The sequence below is a fragment of the Bartonella sp. LJL80 genome (assembly GCF_054871565.1).
The window spans coordinates 1-3,344 of the sequence record NZ_JBTXLM010000020.1; the positions used below are offsets into that span (position 1 = coordinate 1).

The window sequence follows — 3,344 nt, forward strand, 5'->3', positions numbered from 1 at the left end:
GCGATGCATTTCAAAACCCTTGCCTGTGAGTATTGTTTTGACAGGCTCTGGCAGACGCTCTTGCAGATCAAGGGGGATGTCAATTTCAGGTAGCTCAATGCGCGCTGAAAGAAGCAGGCAAACGCTTGCTACTTTATGTTCTCCGCATTCAATGATCTGTGATAGTTGATTTGCGGGCAACAATGAAGGATTAAGCAGCAAAGCAGAAAAGTCGCTTTTATTATTTGCATTAAGCGTGAAGCCAAGCTTGTTCCAGATTGTTAAAATATCTCTTAACCGACCACCTTCGCACCAGCTTAATAAAGTTGCAGCTTCTTTTGTCCAACCGATAGCATGATTAAAACCTATCCAGCGTTGTGCAGGGAAGTTTTTAAGGCGCGTTGCCATGCGCAGCGCTGTGTTTAGTTGTTCTTGATGATCAGTGTCATCACCAAGACCACGCTCCCAAATCTCTGCTGTCGTGTGAATTTCCTGCCAGATATCCAGTGGTGAAAAGCCTTCATCTAACTTTATAAGAGGAACAATATCATCAATCTGCCAGTGCTGCATGGTCACTCTCAGCTTTTAATTAAGCACCGTCATCAAAGAACACATCACCGGAGCCAGTCTGTGAAACGCCGCCGCAGTCAATCGCATCACCAATACGCGCGGCAGGACGGCCATTGATAAACACCGTTGGTGAACCCGCCGCTTGCTTGCGACCATGATCGGGTGCCGGACAGGTGGGACATCCGTGCGCCGCATAGCTATCACCCACCCGAACGGCGGGAATATCATTCACAAACACATCAGAGCTGCCGCTTGTCGCTGCCGTCGGCGGATAATGGCAGCTATGGCCAGATCCGACATCACCTTTGCGCACACTGGAGGGCATTTATCACCTCTTACTTCATATTTATTCCAACTCAAGCGCGCATTTTCTTGCGTCGGATTTTACAAATATATGATATAAAGAATCCCATCCATTCGGATAATCCATTAAAACATAATCCATCTTTTTAAAACTCCAACTATAAACGTCATTATTACTGTCAACAATACCGAAATAGATTGGATTATGAACGTCGTTTTTATGGTTCCAGTCTAGATTGAGATACTTTAACGCCGCGCGTGTAAATATCGTGTTCATTGAAATGTCTTTTACGTCTTTTGTGCACCATATACGTGGCCCTAAAAATCCTGATGTTGAAAAAGCACCTGCTTTATCACTAAAAAAAACAACATCTTTACCAAATTCATTGAAAGTTTTTTTAGGCAAATACCAGTTAAATATACAAATAAATAAATACGAATAAAAAAATACAAAAAATATGATCAAAAAAAACTTAAAAATAAACCTATAAATCATTTTAATCTGTTTCCTTATTTTTTCTAAGAAAGGCATCCCAATCAGGATGCTTTTCAACGATTTGTATCAAATCAGCAATGTGAACCGTCGATTTATTCGCAAGCTGTATTCCTTCCCTAATAGCTTGCTGATCAACCGGATCGTCCTTTGATGAATCTTTATTGTCGAATTGCTGTGCACCATCTGCTCCTTTCAAAAGAATATAGTCTGTGAACCCGATCTTTTTTCCGATATATCCGTAATGTATATTTGACCAAATATCATAAAAATAAACTATCTTCCGATTACCTAAACGATTATCGGTTCCCCATATTTGGATAATTTTGGGTTTATGATCCCAAACTCCTCCTTTCGGAGTAATTCTTCCGCAAAAATATAAATCTTGGGCCATGCTCGCAAGACGATCACTATTAGAATGTACTAAGCAAGCGAAATCATCAACAGCAATCCGTGCTGCGTAATCAGCTTGGTTCGTTAAAGGAAGGCTCTTTTCAGGCTGAAAAATGCCACCACGGCGGGGGTCGATCGTTTGCGGTCCTTCGCCAACATTGCCTTTTCTGTAAAGTTCTCTAGCATTATCTAACTGTTTTTTTATGTCATTGGCGTAAGAACTGCTTTGATTTGTATTAAGTTCATCGGTCATATAATTTACGACTGACTGTACAGCTTCCAATTCACACAATATCTGCAAGTCATTGTCTCTGGCATTTGGCGGGCGATCAATGACCGTTCCTTTTTGACAATTCTTTGGTTCCAAACGCAACCGTCCAAGAGCTAAATTTTGTGCGATACCCGTCTTTCTGAATGCAACATATCCGTAAGGCTCACCCCATATGTGCACTTGAAAATAACTAGCATTGTATTCAGCTTCTGTAATCTCAAAATCAAATCTCTGCTCCCCTTCTTTTAGTAAAGGTTCGAGACCGCTATATTCGGCGTCATAACGATATTGTTTTTGATCTCCCACTGCAGCGTGTTCATCAAAACATACTTTTAGTATCATTTGTTCATTGTGGGTAATCTTAGGGCTGTTGCCTACTCTTATTTTCAGCGTAAGCCAATGTGTTTTCGACATAGCTTATTCCTCAATTTAATTTGATTTTTTGGCCTAATAACTTTACGATATCCGTTCCGTTGATCACTATATTTGACCCTAAAATGTGGATCTCTCCATTGGCCTTCATAACCAAACGAGAACTACCCGTTGATAAAATTATATCTTCACCCGCTTGTATTAATTTAGATGTACCAATATTCTCAGTATATTTACTGCGCGCTGTAAAAGAAATATTCTTTCCCGATCTTAATTCATATGTTTTTTCTATATGTGAATATGAACCATCTTTGACATGAAGCGTTTTATTGCCACCGATTGTCTCTATCTTATCGTTATCCAAAGATAAAATAAGATCACCTCCTGATCCTCTGTTACTCGATTGTTCCAACCATTCTGCTGCTTCTCTGATACCACCTGGATATGTAAGCATTCTTTTATCCACCAATGTATTATTGCCACTCGGCCCTATGGTGATAGTCATATTACCACCTATAGTTTCATGATGATGATTTTGCACTTCTGTCGCCTTGTTATTTCCAACAGATTGCACCCAATTGTTATCAATTCGTTCGGTATGATTATTTTTGATCTTTTCTGTACGGTCCTTTTGTCCATGAACGTAGATTTGCTCTTTATTACAATCATCTTCAAACGAGATTTCATTAAACCCTTTACCTTTATGGGTATCGGAGCGAAGGACCATTTTGGTTTTATGTTCAGGCAAGTTGTATGGCGGCATATTGACTTCATGATACGTGCGTCCAGTCACAATCGGCTGATCGGGGTCGCCCTCGAGGAAGTCGACGATAACCTCGTGGCCGATGCGTGGGAGCGCCACATGGCCCCATTTGCCGCCACCCCAGTTCATCGACACACGGATCCAGCATGATGAGTCTTCTGCATTGGGTTCCTTGTGGCGGTCCCATGGGAAGTGGACTT

At 41.1% G+C, this 3,344-nt stretch carries 4 protein-coding genes; all 4 read right to left on the minus strand.

Annotated elements, in window-relative coordinates:
* Window positions 1-549 (minus strand): hypothetical protein (locus ACYSNS_RS14410; protein WP_461723874.1); only part of this gene is annotated, 549 nt, incomplete at its 3' end.
* 19 nt (window positions 550-568) lie between these two features.
* Complete coding sequence (locus ACYSNS_RS14415; protein WP_461723875.1) at window positions 569-874, minus strand: PAAR domain-containing protein; 306 nt, start codon at window positions 872-874, stop codon at window positions 569-571.
* 475 nt (window positions 875-1,349) lie between these two features.
* Complete coding sequence (locus ACYSNS_RS14420) at window positions 1,350-2,423, minus strand: polymorphic toxin type 44 domain-containing protein (protein ID WP_461723876.1); 1,074 nt, start codon at window positions 2,421-2,423, stop codon at window positions 1,350-1,352.
* Between the two features lie 10 nt (window positions 2,424-2,433).
* A partial coding sequence (locus ACYSNS_RS14425) for a type VI secretion system Vgr family protein (protein ID WP_461723877.1) occupies window positions 2,434-3,344 on the minus strand: 911 nt, incomplete at its 5' end.

Excerpts from the sequence above, each read along its gene's own strand:
- ACYSNS_RS14415 (WP_461723875.1), bottom strand. The coding sequence starts at position 874 with ATGCCCTCCAGTGTGCGCAAAGGTGATGTCGGATCTGGCCATAGCTGC.
- ACYSNS_RS14420 (WP_461723876.1), bottom strand. The coding sequence starts at position 2,423 with ATGTCGAAAACACATTGGCTTACGCTGAAAATAAGAGTAGGCAACAGC.